This window comes from Alkalicoccobacillus plakortidis (assembly GCF_023703085.1).
Lineage (GTDB): Bacteria > Bacillota > Bacilli > Bacillales > Bacillaceae_D > Alkalicoccobacillus > Alkalicoccobacillus plakortidis.
Genome location: NZ_JAMQJY010000002.1, coordinates 114045 through 137001 on the forward strand (window position 1 = coordinate 114045; position 22957 = coordinate 137001).

Annotated in this window: 17 protein-coding genes and 5 pseudogenes; 7 read left to right on the forward strand and 15 right to left on the reverse strand. The window is 40.4% G+C overall.

The window, feature by feature from the left end:
* Nucleotides 1–11 precede the first annotated feature (11 nt).
* The 3 genes from NDM98_RS14995 to NDM98_RS24175 are packed head-to-tail and all read left to right on the forward strand — an operon-like array spanning nt 12 to nt 1800.
* Nucleotides 12–947 carry a carbohydrate ABC transporter permease gene (locus NDM98_RS14995; protein ID WP_251609514.1) on the forward strand — a complete coding sequence of 312 codons (936 nt, stop codon included), beginning with the start codon at nt 12–14 and terminating at the stop codon, nt 945–947.
* A gap of 15 nt (nt 948–962) precedes the next feature.
* Nucleotides 963–1361, forward strand: a complete 399-nt coding sequence (locus NDM98_RS24170; protein ID WP_307728849.1) for a carbohydrate ABC transporter permease — start codon at nt 963–965, stop codon at nt 1359–1361.
* The gene (locus tag NDM98_RS24175; RefSeq protein WP_307728850.1) at nt 1336–1800 is read left to right on the forward strand and encodes a carbohydrate ABC transporter permease; all 465 of its coding nucleotides are present in this window, start codon (nt 1336–1338) and stop codon (nt 1798–1800) included. The genes NDM98_RS24170 and NDM98_RS24175 overlap by 26 nt, the downstream gene beginning before the upstream one ends.
* Nucleotides 1801–1848: 48 nt before the next feature.
* Here the strand turns inward: NDM98_RS24175 and NDM98_RS15005 are convergent, their stop codons facing one another.
* Nucleotides 1849–2655 (reverse strand): MurR/RpiR family transcriptional regulator, encoded by an 807-nt coding sequence (locus tag NDM98_RS15005; RefSeq protein ID WP_251609517.1) that lies wholly within the window; start codon nt 2653–2655, stop codon nt 1849–1851.
* Between the two features lie 155 nt (nt 2656–2810).
* On the opposite strand from NDM98_RS15005, the gene NDM98_RS15010 reads away from it, so the two are divergent.
* Entirely contained in the window at nt 2811–4136 is a 1326-nt protein-coding gene (locus NDM98_RS15010) for a 6-phospho-alpha-glucosidase (RefSeq protein WP_251609519.1), read from the forward strand.
* Between the two features lie 89 nt (nt 4137–4225).
* Entirely contained in the window at nt 4226–5794 is a 1569-nt protein-coding gene (gene ptsG, locus NDM98_RS15015) for a glucose-specific PTS transporter subunit IIBC (RefSeq protein WP_251609523.1), read from the forward strand.
* A 38-nt stretch (nt 5795–5832) separates the two neighbouring features.
* On the opposite strand, the gene NDM98_RS15020 is transcribed toward ptsG, so the two are convergent.
* Both NDM98_RS15020 and safA read right to left on the reverse strand, forming a co-directional pair.
* Entirely contained in the window at nt 5833–6684 is an 852-nt protein-coding gene (locus tag NDM98_RS15020; RefSeq protein WP_251609525.1) for a YhcN/YlaJ family sporulation lipoprotein, read from the reverse strand.
* Nucleotides 6685–6770: 86 nt separating this feature from the next.
* Nucleotides 6771–8174 (reverse strand): SafA/ExsA family spore coat assembly protein, encoded by a 1404-nt coding sequence (safA, locus tag NDM98_RS23580; protein WP_308807754.1) that lies wholly within the window; start codon nt 8172–8174, stop codon nt 6771–6773.
* A gap of 155 nt (nt 8175–8329) precedes the next feature.
* Here safA and NDM98_RS15030 point away from each other — a divergent pair, with 155 nt between their 5' ends.
* Nucleotides 8330–8869 carry a transcription repressor NadR gene (locus NDM98_RS15030; RefSeq protein WP_251610387.1) on the forward strand — a complete coding sequence of 180 codons (540 nt, stop codon included), beginning with the start codon at nt 8330–8332 and terminating at the stop codon, nt 8867–8869.
* Between the two features lie 199 nt (nt 8870–9068).
* Here the strand turns inward: NDM98_RS15030 and pheA are convergent, their stop codons facing one another.
* The 4 genes and pseudogenes from pheA to NDM98_RS15050 all read right to left on the reverse strand — a co-directional run bounded on the left by pheA (nt 9069) and on the right by NDM98_RS15050 (nt 12406).
* Nucleotides 9069–9938 carry a prephenate dehydratase gene (pheA, locus tag NDM98_RS15035; RefSeq protein ID WP_251609528.1) on the reverse strand — a complete coding sequence of 290 codons (870 nt, stop codon included), beginning with the start codon at nt 9936–9938 and terminating at the stop codon, nt 9069–9071.
* Between the two features lie 17 nt (nt 9939–9955).
* Entirely contained in the window at nt 9956–10396 is a 441-nt protein-coding gene (gene thrR, locus NDM98_RS15040; RefSeq protein ID WP_251609531.1) for a transcriptional regulator ThrR, read from the reverse strand.
* Nucleotides 10397–10523: 127 nt separating this feature from the next.
* Nucleotides 10524–11806, reverse strand: a pseudogene (gene obgE / locus NDM98_RS15045) (GTPase ObgE).
* Nucleotides 11807–11863: 57 nt separating this feature from the next.
* On the reverse strand, nt 11864–12406 hold the full coding sequence (locus NDM98_RS15050; protein WP_251609533.1) for a Spo0B C-terminal domain-containing protein: 543 nt from the start codon (nt 12404–12406) through the stop codon (nt 11864–11866).
* Nucleotides 12407–13034: 628 nt separating this feature from the next.
* Here NDM98_RS15050 and NDM98_RS15055 point away from each other — a divergent pair.
* Nucleotides 13035–13178, forward strand: coding sequence for a YrzI family small protein (locus NDM98_RS15055; RefSeq protein WP_251609535.1), 144 nt, complete (start codon nt 13035–13037; stop codon nt 13176–13178).
* A gap of 64 nt (nt 13179–13242) precedes the next feature.
* Here the strand turns inward: NDM98_RS15055 and hemY are convergent.
* From hemY to NDM98_RS15095, 8 genes and pseudogenes are all read right to left on the reverse strand, one after another.
* Nucleotides 13243–14629, reverse strand: a pseudogene (gene hemY / locus NDM98_RS15060) (protoporphyrinogen oxidase).
* Nucleotides 14626–15569 (reverse strand): annotated as a pseudogene (gene hemH / locus NDM98_RS15065) (ferrochelatase). The pseudogenes hemY and hemH overlap by 4 nt, the downstream one beginning before the upstream one ends.
* A 24-nt stretch (nt 15570–15593) precedes the next feature.
* Nucleotides 15594–16650, reverse strand: a pseudogene (gene hemE / locus NDM98_RS15070) (uroporphyrinogen decarboxylase).
* Nucleotides 16651–17407: 757 nt separating this feature from the next.
* Nucleotides 17408–19555, reverse strand: a pseudogene (locus NDM98_RS15075) (transglycosylase domain-containing protein).
* A 63-nt stretch (nt 19556–19618) separates the two neighbouring features.
* Complete coding sequence (locus NDM98_RS15080; protein WP_251609537.1) at nt 19619–20251, reverse strand: response regulator transcription factor; 633 nt, start codon at nt 20249–20251, stop codon at nt 19619–19621.
* On the reverse strand, nt 20244–21302 hold the full coding sequence (locus tag NDM98_RS15085) for a HAMP domain-containing sensor histidine kinase (protein ID WP_251609539.1): 1059 nt from the start codon (nt 21300–21302) through the stop codon (nt 20244–20246). Before NDM98_RS15085 ends, NDM98_RS15080 begins: the two co-directional genes overlap by 8 nt.
* Nucleotides 21299–22045 (reverse strand): cell wall-active antibiotics response protein LiaF, encoded by a 747-nt coding sequence (gene liaF / locus NDM98_RS15090; protein ID WP_251609541.1) that lies wholly within the window; start codon nt 22043–22045, stop codon nt 21299–21301. The genes NDM98_RS15085 and liaF overlap by 4 nt, the downstream gene beginning before the upstream one ends.
* Nucleotides 22046–22072: 27 nt before the next feature.
* Complete coding sequence (locus NDM98_RS15095) at nt 22073–22876, reverse strand: DUF4097 family beta strand repeat-containing protein (RefSeq protein WP_251609543.1); 804 nt, start codon at nt 22874–22876, stop codon at nt 22073–22075.
* Between the last annotated feature and the right edge of the window lie 81 nt (nt 22877–22957).

Sequence of the window (22957 nt, forward strand, 5' to 3'; positions counted from 1 at the left end):
GGGTATGATTGATGAAATCCAGTACAGAGCTTTCTAAAAAAACAACACCCATTCAGACACACAAGTCAAAACGATCTAATGAGACTTTAACCGGTTGGTTATTTGCTTCTCCTTGGGTTATTGGATTACTGTTATTTTTCGCGTATCCGTTGCTTTCTTCTATCTATTACAGCTTTACTGATTATAGTATTTTTCAAGCTGGTGAATTTATTGGATTAAGTAATTATCAAGAACTATTCACCGATGAATTATTTTGGATCTCAATTGGCAATACGATTTACTTTGCTCTACTCTTTGTACCTCTTAGTATCATTTTTGGTGTTGCCTTAGCTATGGTATTAAATATGAAAATCAAAGGCATGTCCGTTTACCGAACCATTTTTTTCTTACCAACACTCGTTCCACATGTTGCCCTTGCCATTCTGTGGATTTGGCTTTTGAATCCTGAGTTTGGCCTCATCAATGCGGCACTCGGAACCATTGGAATTGACGGACCTCCTTGGCTTGGAAGTACATTTTGGTCTAAACCCTCTCTAATCCTTATGTCGTTATGGGGAATGGGGCAAGCTGTCATTATTTATCTTGCCGGTTTAGGAGATATCTCTCAAGAATATTATGAGGCGGCAGATGTTGATGGAGCAAGCTTCTTACAAAAAACATTTAAGATTACACTTCCGCTATTAACTCCTGTTATCTTTTTTAACCTAGTCATGGGCTTCATTGGTGCATTCCAACAATTTACACTCCCTTATACGATGACAGACGGTTCTGGTAGCCCTGCTGATTCGTTAACGTTCTATGTTATGTACCTTTATGATAACGCTTTCAGTTATTTTAGAATGGGTTATGCTTCTGCCATGGCATGGATTCTCTTTATTATCATCATGGGTTTAACTGCTTTTGTATTTTGGACCTCAAAGAGATGGGTTCATTATCAAGGAGATTAAGGAGGGAAGACAATCATGAGTGCATTAGCAAAAAAACGAATGCAAAGTGTATATGCTCATACAGTTCTAATTCTTGCATCCATTCTGTTCTTAGTTCCGTTTGTATGGATGGTTTCAACCTCTTTAAAGCCACTCACTCAGGTATTTAGTTTTCCACCTGAATTCATTCCAAGTCCGTTTCAATGGGAGAATTATATTGAAGCAACAAAATACATTCCGTTTTGGCGATATACTTTAAATACTGCGGTTATCACCATTGCTAGTACGATTGGGGTTATCATCAGCTGCCCACTTGTTGCGTACAGTTTCGCTAAGCTAAAATGGCGCGGACGTAACACATTATTTGTGATTACAATTGGCGTGATGATGATTCCAAGCTCAAGTAACAATGATCCCACTTTTTCTGCTTTTTAATCAGCTAGGCTGGGTTGGAACCAATCTTCCGTTAATTGTACCTGCATTTTTTGGGGTCCCCTTCTCTATCTTTTTGCTCAGACAATTTTTTAAAGGACTTCCCGACACTTTACGAGAAGCAGCCAAAATTGACGGCGCTAGCGAATGGAGAATTTACTGGCAGATCATGTTTCCTCTTGCCAAACCAGCAGTGTTAGCAATTGCTTTGTTTCAATTTATGGCATCATGGACCGACTTTCTTGGACCACTCATCTATTTGACCAATGAAGCCTCATACACTCTTTCACTTGGTCTACAGCAATTTCAAAATCAACAGGGTTCTCAGTGGCACATGATGATGGCTGTCTCCACTCTCATGACTTTACCAATTATCATTCTCTTTTTCTTCATGCAAAAAACATTTATAAAAGGTATTACCTTCACAGGAATTAAAGGATAATGACTAACAGCCCACGCTAAGTTTAGACTTAAAGTGGGTTGTTATATTTTACATACTTTCTTTCTGTTCCAACAACTTCGAATAAGCCATATATAACACATTGATCGCACTTTGCATCACAATCTCTTCAATAATCGGTGATTTATACTGACTAATCTTTTTCTTACTTACAGGAATCACATAATCAGCTTGAGACGCAAGATACGCATCGGTAGTGCCTGTGATTGCGATGATCTTGTTCCCCTGCTCCTTTAAGACTTTAATAAGTCTGGTAATAAAACGTGTTTCTCCCGAGAATGAGATGACTATCGCTACATCTTCATGATCTAATGATATAGCATCATTTAATTGATTCTCATGATTCCCATAAGCGGATGTATATTTGCCTAGTCTCATAAATTTAATCTGCGCATTTCGTGCGAGAACATGCGAAAAGGTAACGCCAAAAAAAGCGATCTTTTTTCCTTGATGTAGGGTGTTCACAACTTGTTTCAGATTATCTGCTTTCATCATTTTTTCGGTTTCATATAAAGCTTCATGTAATTCCTCGAAATAAAAATCCATGCTTAATGATTGATCTTGATTAACTTCTGTTGTATTAAAATCATTAAACTCCCGCGCAAATTCCTTTAATTCCTTATAGGATACATTGTCAAACTTCCGGCAAAAACGAGTCACCGTTGCTGGTGAAGTGTGACAGGCCTCTGCTAACTCATAGATCGATAACTCAGGAATGGTACGAACATGCTTAAGAATATACGTTGCAATGACTACTTCTGAGTTGCTTTGATCAGTTGATGCTTCAATAAAATTCTGTAGTTTGGCAAAAAAGTTATACATAACTGGTTCCCTCAATTTCTTCTTCCATTAGAGCCTATTCTACTCCTCCGCACATTAATTGAAAAGTACCTGCTTTGTTTCATAAAATGAAACTTTTCATCAATTACGTTGATTGGCTGTTAACGTTGGTTCTAGAAAGTAACGTATACACAAACAGTTGGAGTGATTTGATGAAGAAATTTAATATCTTAGTTGTCGGTGGAGGAAGTACATGGACACCAGGTTTACTTAAAAGCATGTGTGTCAGACAAGAGTCTTTTCCAATTAATCAATTAACCATGCTTGATACAAATGCAGATCGTCAAAAGGTTATTGGTGACTTTGCAAACGTTCTATTTAATGAAGAGTATCCCGATATCAAGTTTCAATATACAACAGATAAAGAAGTAGCGTTTAATCAAGAGCTTGATTTTGTTTTTGTCCAAATGCGCACTGGTGGTTTCAAAATGCGTGAGCAGGATGAAAAGATCCCACTAAGCCTTGGTGTCATTGGTCAGGAGACATGTGGACCAGGTGGATTTGCGTATGGAATGCGTTCCATTAAAGATATGATTGAGCTTGTTCATGACGTGCGCAAGTATAATAAAGAAGCGTGGATTTTAAACTATACAAACCCTGCCGCTATTGTAGCGGATGCCTTAAAGCGGGTATTTCCTGATGACAATCACATCTTAAATATTTGTGATCAGCCTGAGAACCTTCTTCGCTCATATGGACGTCTCCTAGATCGTGACCCTCGTAGCTTTGACCCTGTATATTTTGGGTTAAACCACTTTGGTTGGTTTACGCACTTATATGATGAGACTGGGTACGACCTCCTTCCAGAACTTCGTGATAAGATCTTAGATGGTGGCTTTAGACCAGTTGACTTTGAACAACGTGACAAGTCATGGCTTGAAACGTACGCGATGGTTGAACAAATGGTCAAAGATTTCCCTGAGTATTTGCCTAATACGTATCTTCAGTATTATTTATATCCAGATAAAGTATTAAACAAGCTTGATCCTGACTTCACTCGTAGCAATGAAGTAATGGCAGGACGTGAGAAACGAGTATTTACTGAATGTAAACGAGTTGCGGAAGTTGGAACGGCCCAAGATTCATCCGTTGTGCACAACGACGCACATGGGGAGTTTATCATTATTGTCGCAGAATCGATTGCCTATAATCGTGGAGATCACTTTGTTGTCATTCTTGAAAACAATGGCATAGTTGAAAACCTGCCAAATGACGCCATGATTGAAGTAGCCGCTAGTTTAACAAAACAAGGTCCTCGTCCATACGCGGTTGGTGAGATTCCTACTTTCTATAAAGGATTAATTGAGGGACAGTTTGCTTACGAAAAACTGACAGTAGAAGCGTTCCTTGAGGGTTCATATCAAAAAGCGCTACAAGCCTTAACACTTAATCGTACAATCGTTTCAGCAGGCAAAGCAAGAGAAGTTCTTGATGCGTTAATTGAAGCAAACAAAGACTATTGGCCAACATTAACTTAATGGTTAAAAAGGCAAGGGTATTTCCCTTGCTTTTTAACTCACATACAAGTATCCGCTTTCACTATTACACAAGAAACAGGTGATCTAGAATGAGCAACATCTTTAACTTTGAGTTTTTCCAACGAATTGGTAAAACCTTTATGGTAGTGATTTCCCTTTTACCGGCTGCAGGTTTACTTCTTGGAATTGGGACCACTCTGCAATCTCAATATTTTATCGAATATTTTCCCTTCTTAGCAGGTGACGGTTGGCAAACGGTCGGCTCGTTAATGAGAGCAGCAGGTAGTGCCATATTCTCCAACCTTGGAATTTTGTTTGCTATCGGGATAGCAGGTAGCTGGACTGGCGGCAAGGCAGCAGCTGGATTATCTGCGTTTGTTGGCTACTTAATCATGCACACGGTCATTGGTGTTCTTGTTGGGGCCACTCCTGATAATGTCTCAAATCCTGGATTTACAACTGAACTTGGCATCCCTACTCTTCAAGTTGGTGTATTTGGTGGAATCATCATGGGCTTTGTGGCAGCAGCTTTATACCAAAAATTCCATGACTTCCAACTACCCGAAGTACTTTCGTTTTTTGGAGGATCACGTTTTGTGCCAATTGTTACAGCAGGAGCTTCCATTTTATTAGGTGTATTCTTCAGTTTTGTATGGCCGTTTGTCCAAGATTCTATTTTCTGGGTGGGTAATCAGTTAGTTGGTGAAAATACGCCCCCGTTTTACTTATTTATTTATGGTTTAGTGGAAAGAGCATTAATTCCTTTTGGTCTACATCATATCTTTTATATTCCGATTCGTTTTTCAGAAATTGGCGGTACGTATACGACTCTCGCCGGTCAGCTTGTTTCAGGTGACACTGCGATGTATATGGCTCAGCTAGCAGATCGTCAAATGGACTCATCTGTTGAAATAACAGCCGGTCGCTTTATGACTGGTAAATATCCATTTGTCTTATTTGGTATCCAAGCGATTGCTCTTGCTATGTACCATGCTGCGAAACCAGAAAACAAAAAAGCGGTAGGTGGCCTTCTTTTTACAGCCGCAGCAACTGCCTTTTTAACTGGAATCACCGAACCACTTGAATTTACCTTTTTGTTTGCTGCACCATTTTTATATGTCTTTCATTGCTTGATGGCAGGGCTCTCATTCATGTTAATGTATATGTTTGATGTTCACGTTGGTTATGCGGGAGGCGCAGGTTTTATAGACTTCACCCTCTTTGGTATCCTCCCTGGTGTTGGTGAACCTTGGTGGCTTGTCATAATTGTAGGATTAATCATGGCAGTTGTGTATTATGTTGTGTTCCGTTTCGCCATTGCCAAATGGAATCTTATGACTCCTGGACGCGGTGATTCAAGTTCAAATAAATTAACTTCTAAAGATGAATACAAAAACAGAAATAATCAAAGCACCGGTGAACAGACGCAGGCTGAAGGTGTGTTGGCTGCACTAGGTGGAGAGCAAAACATCAAACATATTGATGCTTGCATTACCCGACTACGAGTAAGTGTTCATGATAAATCAGCTGTGAATCATGACAGCTTAAAAGACCTAGGTGCTCGTGGGGTCCTTGAAGTTGGAAATGGGATCCAAGCCATTTATGGACCTAAAGCAGAAATTCTTAAGAATCAAATTAATGATATTATTGAAAAGTAACAAAAAAAATCGATGAGTTTCCTCATCGATTTTTTTTGTTATCTACGCATTCCTTCAAAAGGACGTTTAGCTGCATCGCCTAAATCCTTCATCATGTCGTTGACAGTATCACGTACGTTATCAAAAGCTTCGCCGTTTCGCAGTTTATCATCTGCTTCTTGTACACGGTTAAATGCTTCTGAATCCGTTAAGACACGGATATCTTTTCCGTTAGTCAGATCTTTGACTCCGTTTTCGATATCCTGAGTAAGATCGCCCTTATGATTGTCATCATGCATGACTGCAATAACAACTTGGTTATCATAAGACATTACTCGTGCATCTTTGACGCCATCCATCCCCGCTACATGAGAACGAACTTTTTCGACGGTCTCGCCATCGTAGTCATCCGCATAATTCATTTGAGATTGAGCGCCATGTTTTTTCATACCATCACGACTCTCGACACCAAAACGGCTATCTCTAGGCAGTTTTTTGCCATTGCCTGTTTCCATACGAGTAGCACCACGGTAAATCATCCCGTTTTCGTCAATCATTCCGACACGGTCATTACCAGTTACACCACGAGATAGGCCTGTCATGTGGTTTTTGTTCTCATAGCTTGAACGTTTGACACTTGTGCCATCCATTTTTAAGCCTTGATTCATTGAGTTATTTTGACCACGAGTGCCACCTCGATAGCTCGTCCCATAATTGTTACCACGCATTCCGGCATAACCATCATCCGGAGTCATCATGTCAGTTACAGGTCCCTCTGAATTCATATGAGTGCGGTTTGTACGGTTCATGTTTTGTGTGTTCACACCTGAATCGTCAGTATTTCCACACGCACCCAATAATCCAGTTGATAAAAGAACAGCAGTCGTAACAGTGAGTGTTAGTTTTTTCATATTTGTTTAGCCTCCTTTCGACTTTATTTTGTCTAAAGGAGGCTCATTCTACTCTGTTAGTTCTTGGGCAGTGTGAGGATTAATTGTCAATCCTCGTAATCATCTTGCTCACTATATTGATTGATGTGTTCTGGCTGTTGATACCTTGGCATCGGAATCATTTGACCTTGCTGATTCATCATCATTGGTTCAGTTGGTGCATATGCGTATTCTTGTGGTTGTTGATATTCTTGATAACCATTTCCATTTGAATAAGGCTGCGGCTGCCCTCCATACATCGGCCATTGTGGTCCCCAATGTCCTTGATGTCCATGATGATGATGTTGTTGATGCGGTCTCGGTGGTGGACACGGTGCACAGCCAGGCATCATTGGACTAACTGGCATGTAACAAGGCTGACCCCACTGATGATTTGTTCCTTGTTCTGCTGTTGGCCATCCTTGATTTGGATAATTTGCTCCTTGTTCCGCGGTTGGCCATCCTTGATTTGGATAATTTGCTCCTTGTTCCGCGGTTGGCCACCCTTGATTTGGATAATTTGCTCCTTGTTCCGCGGTTGGCCACCCTTGATTTGGATAATTTGCTCCTTGTTCCGCGGTTGGCCACCCTTGATTTGGACTCATTGCTCCTTGTTGCGCTGTTGGCCACCCTTGGTTCGGACTCATCGCTCCCTGTTGTGCTGTTGGCCACCCTTGGTTCGGACTCATCGCTCCCTGTTGTGCTGTTGGCCACCCTTGGTTTGGACTCATTGCTCCCTGTTGTGCTGTTGGCCACCCTTGGTTTGGACTCATCGCTCCTTGTTGCGCTGTTGGCCACCCTTGGTTCGGACTCATCGCTCCCTGTTGTGCTGTTGGCCACCCTTGGTTCGGACTCATCGCTCCCTGTTGTGCTGTTGGCCATGCTTGATTTGGTGCATTTGCTCCTTTTTGTGCGGTTGGCTTTGATTGGTTTGGTTGATTCGCCGCTTGTTGCGTCGCTTGTTTAGATTGATTTGGCTTCATTGCACCTTGCTCGGCAGTAGGCTTAGGTTGATTAGGTTTTTTTGCTGGTGCTTGAGCCTGTTCTGTAGCTGTAGGTGTTTTTTTAGGTGGTGGCGGTGCATTTGTTGGTTTTTGTTGCATGTAAACATTCATGTTTGCTTGATAATTATTCTTTTGTGCTTCTTTTGTAGGCTTATGTGGCATCATCACTGGTGGTGCTTTTGGTGCTGCTGTTGGTTTAATCGCTTCTTTTTTCGGCTTCATCTCTGTTTTAACTTGCTCTTTTTTGCTTTCCTTAGGTTTTACCGTTTCTTTTGAATAATCCTTCGCTTGACCTTCTTCTTTTTTTACAGCCACACTACCTGATGGAATTTTGATTTTCATTCCGGGCATAATCATATCAGGATTCGCTAGTTGAGAATTGGCTTTTATTAACTCATTAAAATCAACACCATAGGCTTTAGATAATTTCCAAAGTGTATCTCCTTTTTGGACAATATGAATTTTCACTTTATCAACCCCTTCTTAGTCATCCGTTTATAGTATGCGGGACTTGGGCATTATGACACTTCTGCTCATTTAACTACCTCAAGTAGTGTATGTAAGCCATTACTTAAATAGACCTACGTGTTATACTTAATAAAAATGGAGGGTGTGTTGTGACAATGACAAAAGGCGATAAATTAGTTGGCGATCAACGTCGGGCAGCCATTTTAGACTGGCTAACTGAACAAGCTGCTCCAATTACAGGAAGTGAATTAGCTCGGCGATCTAATGTTAGCAGACAGATCATCGTTCAGGATATCTCCATCTTAAAAGCAAAAAACCACGAAATTTTTGCTACTTCACAAGGCTATATGTTATTACCAAAGCCTAAAACTTCAAAAATCACTCAACTATTAGCTTGCAAACATGATCTTACTCAAACAAAAAATGAACTTTATATAATGGTTGATAATGGATTAGTGGTACGTGATGTTATCGTAGAACACTCCTTGTATGGAGAACTAACAGCTTCACTTATGATCAAAACTCGCGCGGATGCAGACTTATTTTATAATCAAATTAGCCAATCTGGGGCACAGCTTTTATCAACCCTTACAGAAGGTGTTCATTTACATACAGTTGAAGCGGACCAACTAAGCCAAATTCAGAAGGTATCTGAGTTATTAAGAAATGAAGGGATATTGCTTGAAGAAAGTTAATGCACCACAGGAGGCAGAGACAGAAGTATATCTGTAGTTTCTTCGCTAAAGGATGAGAGGCATGTCTCACCACAGGTGCGCAGTGTATGTCCGGAGCGTTAGCCTTACTCTATGATCTTGATTCACAAAAAAAACCTAACCATTGTGTGAGATAAACATCACAATGGTTAGGTTTTTCTTTGAATTTATACGTTTCTGCTCAGCTTTTTTTCGTGAGATCCGTTAAGGAATAACAGGTATAACTACCGAGCAGTTCTACTTTACAGCCTAATACTTCAAGCTCTGAGATGGCTCCTGGGATTAAGGTGTCGTCCATTTTTTGATCAATATCAATAACAAAATAATAATTGCCTAAGCCAGTTTTGGTGGGTCTGGACTCAATTTTTGATAAATTAAGCTTACGCCATGCAAAAGCTGATAAGACTTGGTGAAGTGCCCCTGTATAATCCTCTGGTAAAGTAATCATAAGTGTTGTTCGATCACTGATTATGTATGGAGCTGTGACGGTATGCTGTTCACCTTGGCGTCCGAGCACTAAAAATCGTGTACGGTTACTACTATAATCTTGGATATCCTTATGGACAACTGTTAGTCCATACTCCTTTGCAGCAAGTTCATTTGCAATACAGGCCACAGGCTCAGCAGGATTCGTCGCAAGCCACTCTGCAGCAGAAGCCGTTGAGTTTGTATACTCAACTGGTGCATTCTCATACGTCTCTTTTAAGAAATCATGACATTGAGCTAATGCTTGCGGATGTGAGAGCACTCGTTCAGGCTGATTCCCCTTTTCAATCTGTATGGGGTGCATGAGGAACTGCTGAGCAATCGTAACCGTTACCCCTGCAATAATTGGTAATCGCTGTTTATGGATTAAATAATCTAACGTAATATTTACAGAACCTTCTATTGTATTTTCGATTGGAACAACAGTTAGATCTAGCTCATTTGATGAAACCTTGTCCATACTTAGTGGAATCGTTTGACAAGGAACTAGTTCTTCATCTGGAAATAATGCTCTTGCAGCCATTTCTGTAAATGTTCCTTTTGGCCCTAAAAACCCGACTTTCATTCAAAACTCTTCCTTTCTCAACCCGATCCAGCAAGTTCTACTTTTTCAACTGCCTTGAGCTTTTTCATTTGTTCAAATAGTTCATCTAACTGCATAGTAATTGGCGCCGTATCAATTGATAGCGTGATATGAGCTCTTCCTTGAAGGGGAATGGTTTGATTAATTGTTAAAATATTCGCCCCTGTACCCGAAACAATCGTTAATAATTCAGACAGTGTCCCTGCTCTATCTAATAAATTGATCGACAACGTCACAATCTTTTCTTTAGCCATGGCGTGAAAAGGAAATATGCCGTCTTTATATTTATAAAACGCACTCCGGCTTAGACCAACCTTCTGAGCTGCTTCGTTGATCTTTTTTGCTTCGCCTGATTGCAGCATAGACTTTGCTTCTAACGTTTTGATCATTGCATCTGTTAATATATCTTCTCTAATAAGGAAGAACCGTCTCGCTGACATATATCTCTTTCATCTCCCTAGCTTATACACTGTTCACAGTGAGTGTACATAAGTACTCTTACCTATTATAGGAGGATCGGCACTATTTGACAACCGAAAAAAGGAGATGCGAGCACCTCCCCTTTGCTTATTCTACAAATTCAAATTCATAATTTAAGATACGGACAAGATCACCGTTCTCGGCACCTCGTTCACGTAAGGCTGCATCCACACCCATTTTACGTAACTGACGGGCAAACCGACGAACAGACTCATCCCGTTGAAAATCAGTCATTTTAAAGACACGCTCAAGCTCCACACCAACAACATCGTACACACCATCATCTGCACGAGTGATGATAAATGGCTCTTTTCGTTTTTCATGCTTGTACAGTACTCGAGTATCCTCATCCGTTTCCTCATAAAGTGGAAACTCTGGAGCATTTTCTAACTCATCAGCAATTTGTTGCAACAAGATCTTTAATCCATTTTTCGTTAATGCGGAAACTGGAAAAATCGCTGTCTCTTCATTTAGCTGTTCTTTAAATTGGGTAAGGTTCTCTTCAGCATCTGGCATGTCCATTTTGTTAGCTACAATCATTTTTGGACGCTCAGTTAAACGAAGATTATATTGTTTAAGCTCATCTTGAATACTTAGGTAATCCTGATATGGATCACGGCCTTCAATTGATGCCATGTCAATCACATGTACGATGACTCTTGTCCGTTCAATATGGCGCAAGAATTGGTGACCAAGACCTGTGCCTTCATGTGCTCCTTCAATTAAACCTGGAAGGTCTGCCATCACAAAGCTACGATGGTCAGCCGTTTCGACCACTCCTAAGTTAGGAGAGAGCGTTGTAAAATGATAATCACCAATTTTGGGTTTTGCTGCAGAGACTACAGACAAAAGCGTTGACTTTCCTACACTTGGGAAACCAACTAAACCAACATCAGCTAATAACTTAAGCTCTAAGACAACTTCACGTTCTTGTCCGGGTTCTCCGTTTTCAGCTGTATCAGGTGCAGGATTGGCAGGTGTGGCAAATCGTGAGTTGCCGCGTCCTCCTCTGCCGCCTTTTGCGATGACAGCCTTTTGACCAGCATCTGTTAAATCGGCGATAATTTGACCAGTTAGTTCATCCACTACAGTTGTACCTGGTGGGACTTTAACAATCATATCATCGGCATTTGCACCGTGTTGGTTTTTTGGACGTCCATTCTCCCCTTTTGGTGCTTTAAAGTGACGGTTATAACGGAAATCCATTAAAGTACGCAGACCTTCTTCTACAATAAAAACAACACTTGCTCCGCGTCCACCATCTCCACCAACTTGGCCCGCCATCTGGTACATATTTCTCTTCGGTAGGAGACCTGACCGTTTCCGCCATCTCCTCCTTTAGCATAAATCTTTACCTTATCTACAAACATCTACTTTCACCTCTAGTACGTATTCAACAGCTTGATTAAAACTAATCTGCCATGTCCTCACGCTTCTTTTATTAATATAGTAAATACACACTCATACCGATCCTGATGTAGCAATGAACCTTTCAAACCAGAATCCGTTGTTCGGTTGATTATACCTTGCCAATCGGCTTCTTTTAGCTCTGTTTTTCCTACAAACCTAAACGTTAGTGAACAGATTTCCTCCACAAAGTTGAAAGTAATCATTACACTGTTCTCAGAAGTAAAAGAAGACGATCGATCTAGATGATCCATAATCGCACGTACAAGCAAATAAAGAGGCTCTGCCCAATCTTTTAGGGATTTCACTTCGCCTATTACTTCATAATTCATGTCTACTTTTTGACTAGTCCAGTTATAACCAATCAAGAATAAACTTAGTTCAGGTGCATGTATATTACACAATTTGCTTTCAGAGATTGATTTTTGAGTAATCTGCTCAATTATTTCTTCGATACGTTTATAATGACCAAGAGCTAAATTCCCTTTTATCAGTTGTATGGTATTTAACCAATCATGTCGTGTATGTTTAATTGTTGATAAAAGCTCATCATGTTGGCTCATTCTAACTCTCCTCGTTTTCACTTAACGTGAACAGAGTGTATAAAGTGTACAAATCATTTTATCACAGAATAACTTAATCAAACAGGAAACTTAATAATAATCATGCGGAGTTTTAGCTCCATTCCTATCCTTACCAACATTTAACTATTCTAACATAATAAAAAATGTTTATGTCAAGAGTTATTGCGATATTGTCGAATTTTTTTCACAATAAACCTTTACAAATTTCCAATCATTAGCTATAATTTGAAACGTACAAAACAAATTCAAGAAGGGAGCTGAGCAAAAATGATGACATTAACATTTGATCTAATGACTACATCTAACCAACTAAATAACAAAATTGCTCATGCCCAAATTCTTCGTTGAATGTCGACTACTAAAATTGCGCTTCCCCAAAAAGGGAATTCGATATAGTCGCAGGGATGATGCTCCCTGCGGCTTTTTATATCTAAAAAACCCGCAGAAATGACTGCGGGTTTTTTGTGCACTTTTTTAGTAGAAATAATTTGAATAGGAGGAATAAAATGTGATGAATGTATTGAAAGGCTCACTCGTATTAGATTGGTACAAAAAGGTGAAAGGTCTTACCTGAAGGAATCAACCGAACAGACAGGAGGAAAAAAACATGAACGTACACTTTATATTTTTTACAATTATAATTAAAAAACGAACGTATTCAGAAGCTGAACTTAGAGAATTAGCTTATCATCAGCAGATTGTTGAAGAAATTGAAACAAATCGCACAAAATACTTTATGCACATTCGTTAATTTGAGATTAAGAATGTGAAAAAAGCGCAGTACCGGATTATTTCGGTCTGCGCTTTTATTTTGACTATTTATGAAGTATGGCTTTGGCCGCTGCATTTCCTTGATCTATGCAGTCTGGCAACCCTACTCCTTCAAGACCAGCTCCAAGCAATATAAAGACCTGGCATTTGTGTAGAAATATCTTCTCTCATTTTCTCAAGCTTAAAGGTATGTCCAACTTGATACTGTGGATTTGACCACCGGCTTACATAATAAAATTCTGGTTTCTCCCGGATCTCAACAACATTTGATAAATCGTTTAACACAGTTTGTACAATTTCTTCATCTGATTGCTGAACAATTTCGCTGTGTCCAGGTCGTCCTACATAACAACGAAGGATGACTTTACCATTTGGTGTTGTATGATGCCATTTTTTACTCGTCCACGTACATGCCGTAATGGTATATCCACTCTTTCTAGAAATGACAAAACCCGTACCCTCTTCAGTCTGATGAACAGCGTCTTCTGGAAAAGCCATCGCAACTGTTGCAACCGAGGTCATCTCCATCTGTTTAAAATAATCAAAATAAGTATACTGCGCTAACATTTTGGCAGTTACCGGTGGAGGAGTTGTCACGATTACCTCATCAAATAGTTCAGACTCGACGTTATCAAAATCGATTAAGAATCCCGATTCAGTCTTTGTGATATTTTTCACAATTTTATTCAACTGAATGCTTTGTGGATGTAAGTTGTCAGCCACGGCTTCTACTAATGATTCTAACCCGTTTTTTAATGTTTGGAACATGCCTACTTTTTTCACAGGCTTACCTTGGGGTTTTGGTCGACTCTGTTTTATCCCTTTTATTAAACTGCGATTTTTTTCTTCCATCTGTTGAAAATGTGGAAACGTCGCTTTTAAACTAAGCTTATCCATATCTCCACCATAGATGCCTGATAGAAGAGGTTCAATTAGATGATCAACAATTTCATTGCCCAAACGTCTTCTAAAAAAATGACCAAGAGAGATGTCTTCATTTGGACCAATCGTTGCCGGAATAAAAAAGTCACCTAATGCACGGATTTTGCCTAACGGACTAAATAAGGCTGTCGTAACAAATGGTGTTAGTTCAGTAGGAACTCCCATTACTGCACCAGCCGGAATCGGATATAATTTTTTTCCTTTTAGAATATATGATTGGCCCGTATCATTTGTTGTGAGATCTTCTTCAAGCCCAACCTCGCGAATTAAATCGGTCATACTTTCTTTTCGTTTTAGATAGGAGTCAGGACCCGCTTCGATCACGAATCCATCTTTTTTGAATGTACGAATTTTACCACCCAATCGATTTGAGGCCTCAATGACTTGATACTCAATGTTTGCCTCACCACGTTGGTTCGCTTTCTCTAGCTGATAGGCGGCGGCGAGTCCCGTAATCCCGCCACCTATAATCGCAACCTTTTTCTTCACACCGAGTCCCTTCCTTCAATCAGCTTTTTCCGAACAACGTTTGCCAGACTTGCAAGAAACTCTGGGTTTGTATTTGGCATCTTTGGTCGGAAATAATCAACACCAAGCTCGTCCGTCACAATCTTACACTCGTAATCATTATCAAAAAGAACTTCCAGATGATCAGCAACAAAACCAACCGGGCAATAGACAAATGCCTTATATCCTTTTTCATGATAAAGAGTTCGGGTCAAATCCTGAACATCTGGACCAATCCAAGGATCTGGTGTATTCCCTTCACTCTGCCAACCTATCTCGTAATGAGTTAGTCCAGCCTTATCAGCGAGTATATCGGCTGTTTCTTTTAACTGATCCGGATATGGATCCCCAGCAGCAATAATTTTTTCCGGTAGACTGTGAGCTGAGAAAATGACACACGTCTCTTCTCGGTTTGGTACCTGTTTCATTATCTCTTTAATTTGTGTTGTCCAATACTCTAAAAATCCCGGTTCCTTGTACCAAGCTCTCCACACTATGGATCGTTAATCCACCCAAACGCTCTGCCTCTGCCTGAGCACGTCCATTGTAAGATTTCACACTAAAGGTTGAGAAATGCGGTGCAAGAACAAGACTAACCGCTTCCTCCACACCATCTTTCACCATTTCTGCAACGGCATCCTCAATAAACGGGCTAATGTGCTTAAGGCCAAGATAGGCTTTTACCTCATAGTTTTCCAAGCGTTTCATTTAAAATATCTTCAATTCCTTGAGCTTGTTGCTCGGTTATGATGGCCAATGGGCTTAAACCACCTATCGCCTCATATCGATCCATTAAATCTTGAAGTGCTTCTTCACTCGGCTTTCTACCACGTCGAATATGAGTATAATAGGGCTCCACTTCTTCTTTTGAACGTGGCGTTCCATATGCCATAACAAGTAATCCCAGTTTCTTTTTAGCCATAACTATGATCTCCTTCGAACAACCTTATGATGTATGTGTTTGCTTAAATGCCGATGAATATTCATGAACAAATGCCGTTAATCTACGTAATACCGCGGGATCAACTTCAGGGAATACCCCATGACCGAGATTGAAAACGAAATGATTTGACTTCATTCCCTCATCTAAAATTTCTTTTGCTTTCTTTTCGATAACCGGCCAAGGAGCAAGTAGAAGCGCTTGGGTCTAGGTTACCCTGAACCGTTTTTGTTACTCCTAGTGCTCTTGCTTCGTCGACACTTAGTCTCCAGTCAAGCCCCACTACATCCAGAGGTAAACTATTCCATTCCGTTGCTAAATGACTAGCTCCCACACCATGCATGATAAGTGGAACACCTTCAGGTCGAAGTGTAGCAAAAATCCGTTCCATAACTGGCTTAATGAAGGTTACATAATCCTTGCGACACAACGCGCCAACCCATGAATCAAATAGTTGAATCGCTTGAGCTCCAGCTTTAATTTGAGCTTTTACATAAGCAATGGTAACGTCACCAAGCTTGTCCATTAGCAAAAACCATGCCTCAGGATTTGAGTACATAAACGCTTTTGTGTTGTGATAATTTTTAGAAGGACCACCTTCAATCATATAACTAGCTAGAGTAAAAGGTGCACCCCCAAAGCTAATCAAAGGTACTTCAAGCTGTGTTCTAAGTAATTTAATTGTATCTAATACATAATCAACATCTTTTTCCGGCTCAATCATTCCCAGTCGCTCAACGTCTGCCTTTGATTGGATCGGATTATGTATCACAGGACCAATACCTGACTTTATCTCAACGTCCACACCAATCGCTGGCAATGGAGTCATAATATCTTTATATAAAATAGCTGCATCATTGTTATACTGATCAACCGGGAGTTTGGTCACATATGCACATAACTCTGGCTGATGTGTAATTTCAAATAAAGAGTATTTCTCCTTGATTTTTCGATATTCCGGCTGAGATCTGCCTGCCTGCCTCATATACCAAACTGGTACATGGTCATGCGCTTCCCCTCTACACGCCTTTAAAAATGTATCATTCCATTGCTTTTCTCCCATAGCGTTTGTCCACCCTTCTCTACTTCTAGAACCCGAACACTTTTTAATCCACTATATAGTTTACTTTATTTTATAAAGAAAAGCATTCTATGCGAATTAATTACTCACCTTTCACTATAATAACCTGATTAACCATTGTATACACACAATGAGCAACTGTCATAAATTTGATGAAAACTAGAAGGTGCGTGGACGGGGTTCTTTACTGATATGAGGGGCTCTTTCTCGATTTCCTGTTCTCTTTACCGATATGCGGAGCTCTTTCTCGATTCCGTCCTCTCTTCCTCGATTCCGCTCTCTCTTCCTCGATTCCGCTCTCTCTTCCTCGATTCCGTCCTCTTATCCTCGATTCCGTCCTCTCTTCCTCGATTCCTCACTCTCTTCCTCGATTCCGCTTCCTCATCCCCGATTCCTCACTCTCTTCCTCGATTCCGACCTCTCTTCCTCGATTCCGCTCTCTCATCCTCGATTCCGTCCTCTCATCCTCGATTCCGCTCTCTCTTCCTCGATTCCATCCTCTCATCCTCGATTCCGCTCTCTCATCCTCGATTCCGTCCTCTCATCCTCGATTCCGTCCTCTCATCCTCGATTCCGTCCTCTCATCCTCGATTCCGTCCTCTCATCCTCGATTCCGTCCTCTCATCCTCGATTCCGCTCTCTCATCCTCGATTCCGCTCTCTCATCCTCGATTCCGCTCTCTCATCCTCGATTCCGCTCACGCCGAAAAACAAAAAACCGGCGAGAGCTCTCACCGGTTCTAAAATGAAAATCCTATGTTAAAATCTGCTTCGGCTATGTTGGAGGTTTCTCCTTCGATGCCGGCGTTTGAATCATATGGAACCACTTCATAGGTTTTGGAGGAGAAGGGATTTAGCCTTGAATGTGCGTAGCTACCGCCTTCTATTCCAGAGGCTACTAATTCTTTTTCGCCTTTATGCACCTCATAAATGTTATACCGAACGCGTTCGTCTTCTGATGGTGTCCATTCTAAATCGACTGTTAGTAATCCTTTGCCACCTACTCGCATGGATGCTTTTAGATCTTCTACTGCTAGGAGTGGAATTGGTGGTGAGAGGTCCTCAACATCGTCTGGTTTTTCAAAGGCTACGTTCCGCAACTCATCCGGCAAGTCATTTACAATGTTCTTGAATAATACCGTTGGATAGGCGCTACCTTCATTTAAATAATGATCTTTATTCGTAGTATCATAACCCATCCAGACAGCCCCTACCACTGTTGGTGTGTACCCAACAAACCAAGCATCCGTAGTGGCTCCTTCAACACCCTGATAGGCAGTAGTACCGGTTTTTCCGGCAATTGGTGTTTGCGCAGTTCCTGCCGTTCCTGTTCCGTCCGTAATAACGGATTCAAGCATTCTAGTGATATTCCAGGCATTCTGCTTAGATAAGACTTCTGTTTGAACAGGGCTTGCTTCTCCAATTTTTTCGCCACTGTGATCATAGAGTTCTTTAATAAAATAAGGCTCAATAATTCGACCTTCTTCATTAAATGCACGATACGCCTTTGTTAGTTGGTAAGGTGTTACGCCTTCGTTTAGTCCTCCTAAAGCAAGCGATAAACCGTGGTCTGATATTTTGAATCCAAATTCTCCGACCATTTTTAACGATCGATTAATGCCTATTTCATTCAACAACCAGACAGCTTGGTGCATTGGCAGATTGTACTAGTGCATCGTACATCGTCATTTCACCCGTGTACTGCTTGTTGTAATTTTGTGGTCTATATGTTCCATATGCCAATCTTTCATCACGCAGCATTGAGTACGGGCTATATGCACCTGATTCAAGAGCTGGTGCATAGACAGAAATTGGTTTAAAGGTAGATCCTGGCGAACGTTTGACATTAACCCGGTTTAACCCTAAGCGAACGTAATCTCTGCCTCCTTGCACGGCAAGGACGCCTCCTGATTCACTATCCATCATCATGACACTCGCTTGTGCATCCTCATTACCTTCAGGGAAGTAAACATCATCTTGCAATTTATCGTAGGTTGATTGTTGCAAAGACTTGTCCATAGGCACAACAATTCGGTACCCACCTGTCATTAGTTCCTCTTGAGAAAGGTGATAACGATTTTCTGCTTCTTCCATCACCATATCTATGTACGTATATAGTGCTTCATCCTTAACTGGATTTTGCAGGTCTAGTGCGATAGTTTTGCCTTTAGAGCGTACACTTTCTTCCGCCGTGATAAATCCTTGATTCTCCATTAACGTGAGGATTAGATCTCGACGTTCCTTACTTCGATCTGGATCATTAATCGGTGAGTAGCTATTTGGTGCTTTTGGTAATCCTGCTAGAAGGGCGCCCTCATCAACAGTAAGCTCACTTACATCTTTATTAAAATAAAGATTAGAAGCAGTTTGCAGACCGTACGCTCCATGACCAAAATAAATTTGGTTTAAGTACATTTCTAAAATTTCATCCTTGCTATAACGTCGTTCTAAATTTATAGAAATAAAGACTTCTTTTATTTTTCGAAGCCATGATTTTTCATTTGTAAGGAACACATTTTTGGTGAGCTGTTGGGTAATCGTACTTCCCCCTCAGACTTGCCACCTGCTATAATATTTCGATACATCGCTCTACCAATGGACCTGAAATCAATGCCTGAATGCTCATAAAAGCGATTGTCTTCTACAGCAACAAAGGCTTCCTGTACATGTTCTGGAATGGTATCAATCGAGACAGGCTGTCGATTTTCAACATATACTCTTGTGATTAACTCTCCAGATTCATCAACCAATGAACTTGAGTTGTTCATAATAAGTTTTTCATTATCAATAACATAATTACCTGCTAAAATAACAATGGCATAAACAAGTAGACCGGTTACGAGGGCAATACCCGCCAATATGAAATAGGTAAGTATTTTTTTCAACACTGTCATTCCCCCCCTTTTGTTGCAACTAGTTTACCCAAGCTTTCCCTTATTTTACATATGCTTCTACTCAACAAGTCCATGCCGATGTGCGTATATGGCTAGTTGAGTTCGATCATCCAAGTCTAACTTGTGTAGAATATTACTGACATGTGTTTTTACTGTCTTGATCCCGATGTATAAATGCTCAGCAATTTCCGAATTGGTTTTCCCATCTCCTATTAATAAAAGCACATCAAGCTCCCTTGCAGTCAGTTCTTCATGTAATAGTTTCACTTGGTTTGTTCTCATCTTGTTCATCATCTTTGTTGCGACCTTTGATTCTACAACCGGTTCTCCTTTGGCTGCAGAACGAATCGCCTTTGCAATATCAGAGGCAGACGTTGTTTTTAATAAATAGCTAAAAGCACCCGCTTCTATCACCGGGTACACCATGTCATCGTCTATAAAACTAGTTAAAACAATAATTTTACTATCTGGTTTTTGCTCCATAATCTTTTTTGTTGCCTCTATGCCATTCATGTTTTCCATTAGGAGATCCATTAAAATGACATCAACCTCATGCTCTAAAGCGAGCTTTGTCCCACTCTCTCCATCATTTGCTTCACCAATCACCTGAATGTCTGCCTGCGTGGACAGATAAGCACTAACACCCATTCTAACCATTTCGTGGTCATCAATTAATAGTACTTTAATCATCCTTCTTTTCCCTCCATGCTAACGGAACCTTAGCTTCAATCTGAGTGCCCTTACCCTTAGCTGATTTCACTTGAAGTAACCCACCTATTTCAATCATTCGTTCTTTCATTGTCTGCAAACCATAGGAACCTTGACTAATCTGGGCAGGATCAAAGCCATTCCCGTTATCAATGATGGATAGCTTCCATTCGGATTTGCCGGCTTTAAGTGTACACTCAACTTTGGTTGCTTCAGCATGTCGGAGAATATTAGAAAAAGCCTCCTGTACCATTCGAAATAGTTGATCTTCAAAGCCTTGTGGAAGATTTAAATTTGGTTCAATTTCATACACGATCTGTAAGTCTTGCTTCTCTTCCATCTCGAGGAATAATTGGTTGAGTCCTTCTTGAAGACTTCTTCCTTTTAATTGAGTTGGTCTCAAATGTAGCAGTAAACTTCTCATTTCAGATTGAGCGAGGTTTGCCATCTTTTCAACACTTTTAAGTTGTGTCAGATTAATCTCTTGGTTGAGTTCTGCACCCTCTTTGATCGCTGCTGTCATCATGGAAATCGCAAATAGTTGCTGACTCACTGCATCATGCAGCTCTCTGGCTAAACGCTGCCTCTCTTCTGTTACTGCAGCCCGTTTGACCGTGTCCTGCATGTTTGCATTTCGAGTCGACAATCTTTGTAACGAGGCGACCTGTTCTTCTACATGCTCAGCCATTGAATTCATTCTTGTGACTAGCTCTGTGAGTTCATCCTCTCCTTCTATACGAATACGATGAGAAAAGGTTCCACGTTCATATAAGGCCGCGCCATGTAACAGAGATTCCATCCGTCGTTTTAATGGTTCTGCCTGAAGAAAACCACTAATGAATCCTGAACCGATAATTAGTGCTAAAATCCACAATAGTAATGGTACACCAAATAATTGACGATCGAATAATACTAAAAATCCGCGGTTTTCTTCGTTTGTAACCATCAGTATGACTAAAATGGTCACTAATAAGGAATGAACTAATCCATGTTTAACAAACTGCCATAAAAAACTTGAAAGGCGCTTCTTCATATCTCACGCACCTTGACAGATCCTACAGCACAGGAAAGAACAAGTTTCACTTTTCTTACGCTGTTTTGATAATCAGGTGATCGTAGAAGAACCGTTTGATTAAAACCACCTTGTTTAGAATGCAAGATGGAGCTTTCACCCACCAAAACATACGATTGAATGGCGTATCCTAAATCCTCAGGCATGTAAATATGAACGTCACCAATCACATTTTGTACGATAATTAACGTTTCACCCTCTGGAATAATGGCTTTTGCTAAATCAATGCGAACATCGCCAATGCCATTCCAAATCGTCATATCTGTTAATTCGAAGGCAGAGTGGGTATAACGGACTTCTCCAAGCAGACTTCTTTTTATAATGGTTTGGTTGTCTCCAACTTGTTGAATTGGTTTTTCCTCTTCAATTGGTTGTTTCTGCTCTTCAACCTTCTTTTTCTGTCTCTGTTTCTTTTTCGGTTTTGTTTTTTTATCTGAACGAACCATTTGCCAACCAGCGTATAACAAACATAAAGACAAAAATAACGTAAAGAAATTTATATGAAACAACTGACCAAAAAAGATAACAATAGCTAGAAAGAAAAATAATCTTCCGAGCCTCCGCTTTTGTTTTTTAACGAAAAATACCCCTAAGGCAAGGAAGACCAACGGCGCCACTAAGGAGTTCGAGAAAAAGGCAAGTGTATTAAATAGAATGATTAAACCAACTGCTGCAAAAATACTCCCTATTATCGTTCTGCGCACGATCTTCCCTCCTTTCCGCTGTCAAATTTATTCGAATGTGATATCTCCAGAAAGAGTTGATATGCTTATCTGATAGTCTCCATCACCTATTGAATTGCTATACTCTCTTGCTTTTACACTGCTGCCTTGTTCAGTTATTGTCCCACTTAACGTATCAACATTATAATGAGCATTCCATTTAGGTGCTGAAACTCGAACATCCCCTGATACTGTGTCCACTTGGATATCCCCTTGCTCATCAGAGTAACCAAATTCTATATTTCCAGATACGGAATCCGCTTGAACTTCATCACTTGTTATATCCGCCAATTCCACCTTACCTGAAACTGAATCAACATTTACAGTTTCCGCGTGCAAAAGCCCTGAGTTGGTAAACCCTCCAGAAACCATCTCAACATCAATGTCTTCGAACGTAAAATCACCATCTAGAGTTAAGACACCTGACACTGTTGAAAGATTAAGATCTTTTGTATAGTTTTTTGGGAGGTAGACAACAGCTTCTCGATCCTTTAGATCACCAAAAAATGATGGGAACCAACGAAATCCTTTTTGCTCGGTAAGGATTTCTAGCTTACGACTATTTCGTTTCACATTAAAGATGTCCTTTACTTCTTCTCCAGTTATGCTTACTCTTAATTCTTTGTCATCAGTTGGTACAATTGTCCAATTAACAGCCTTGCTTTCTAATGACAATTCATTGATTCCATCTATATTTTCCGTTACTTCTGATACTTTAGAATTTGCGTTTTTTGTATAAAAGAAAGTCGAGGCTGTTACCAGTAATAGTATAACACCAACACCCATCATGACGAAGCCTAGTAGTTTTTTCACGCACACACCGCCCTTGTCTATTAGTCACTATAAATGGTTTTCTTCGTTTTCACAAGATAGAAAAGCGAGGTTTCCCTCGCC

What these genes read in the sequence shown, in the direction of transcription:
- thrR (WP_251609531.1), bottom strand. Translation starts at nt 10,396, where the DNA reads ATGTCAGCGAGACGGTTCTTCCTTATTAGAGAAGATATATTAACAGAT.
- NDM98_RS15020 (WP_251609525.1), bottom strand. Translation starts at nt 6,684, where the DNA reads ATGAAAAAACTAACACTCACTGTTACGACTGCTGTTCTTTTATCAACT.
- NDM98_RS14995 (WP_251609514.1), top strand. Translation starts at nt 12, where the DNA reads ATGAAATCCAGTACAGAGCTTTCTAAAAAAACAACACCCATTCAGACA.
- NDM98_RS15050 (WP_251609533.1), bottom strand. Translation starts at nt 12,406, where the DNA reads ATGAGCCAACATGATGAGCTTTTATCAACAATTAAACATACACGACAT.
- NDM98_RS15080 (WP_251609537.1), bottom strand. Translation starts at nt 20,251, where the DNA reads ATGATTAAAGTACTATTAATTGATGACCACGAAATGGTTAGAATGGGT.
- NDM98_RS15030 (WP_251610387.1), top strand. Translation starts at nt 8,330, where the DNA reads ATGACAAAAGGCGATAAATTAGTTGGCGATCAACGTCGGGCAGCCATT.
- NDM98_RS24175 (WP_307728850.1), top strand. Translation starts at nt 1,336, where the DNA reads ATGATCCCACTTTTTCTGCTTTTTAATCAGCTAGGCTGGGTTGGAACC.
- pheA (WP_251609528.1), bottom strand. Translation starts at nt 9,938, where the DNA reads ATGAAAGTCGGGTTTTTAGGGCCAAAAGGAACATTTACAGAAATGGCT.
- NDM98_RS15085 (WP_251609539.1), bottom strand. Translation starts at nt 21,302, where the DNA reads ATGAAGAAGCGCCTTTCAAGTTTTTTATGGCAGTTTGTTAAACATGGA.
- NDM98_RS24170 (WP_307728849.1), top strand. Translation starts at nt 963, where the DNA reads ATGAGTGCATTAGCAAAAAAACGAATGCAAAGTGTATATGCTCATACA.
- NDM98_RS15010 (WP_251609519.1), top strand. Translation starts at nt 2,811, where the DNA reads ATGAAGAAATTTAATATCTTAGTTGTCGGTGGAGGAAGTACATGGACA.
- ptsG (WP_251609523.1), top strand. Translation starts at nt 4,226, where the DNA reads ATGAGCAACATCTTTAACTTTGAGTTTTTCCAACGAATTGGTAAAACC.
- NDM98_RS15055 (WP_251609535.1), top strand. Translation starts at nt 13,035, where the DNA reads ATGAACGTACACTTTATATTTTTTACAATTATAATTAAAAAACGAACG.